The 598-nt window shown below is 68.2% G+C and carries 2 protein-coding genes; both read left to right on the plus strand.

Going from position 1 to position 598, the window contains the following annotated elements; genetic code table 11:
* The coding region (locus AC1DWF_RS36470) for a YggT family protein (RefSeq protein ID WP_476843318.1) at positions 1-262 on the plus strand (262 nt) is incomplete at its 5' end.
* A gap of 66 nt (positions 263-328) precedes the next feature.
* On the plus strand, positions 329-598 hold a 270-nt coding region (locus AC1DWF_RS36475), incomplete at its 3' end, for a tetrahydrofolate dehydrogenase/cyclohydrolase catalytic domain-containing protein (RefSeq protein WP_476843319.1).

Below are 598 nucleotides of genomic sequence, written 5' to 3' on the forward strand. Positions count from 1 at the left end.
CTTCTGGGCCATCCTGATCGCCGCGATTCTTTCGCTGCTGACCGGCTTCGGTATCCTGGACACACGCAACCGGCTGGTCTGGTCGCTGTCGGACTTCTTCTACCGGGTGACCGAGCCGGTGATGCGGCCCGTGCGGAACCGGCTGCCGAATCTGGGCGGCATCGACATCTCGCCGCTGATCGTCCTGCTGCTGGTGCAGGCCTGCATGCTCCTCGTGGGTGCCATCCAGGGCTACATGATCCGCGGCGGGCTGTATTTCTGAGCCGATGACACAGGTGCCCGGCCCCGATGGCCGGAGCGCGCCTCTTGCGCGCGGAGGGCTGAATCGGTGACGCAGATATTGGACGGAAAGGCGGTCGCCGAACGGCTGCGCAGCGGGCTGGCGGCGCGGATCGCGACGCTGGCCTTCAAGCCGGGGCTGGTTGTGGTCCGCGTCGGCGAAGACCCGGCCAGCGGCGTCTATGTCCGCAACAAGGACCGGGCCGCCACCCAGGCCGGCTTCGCCTCGCGCACGCGGCACCTGCCCGAATCCACCACCGAGGCCGAGCTGCTGGCCGAGATCGCCACGCTGAACGCCGACCCTGATGTGGACGGTATC

Source organism: Aminobacter sp. P4_D5 (genome assembly GCF_056401815.1).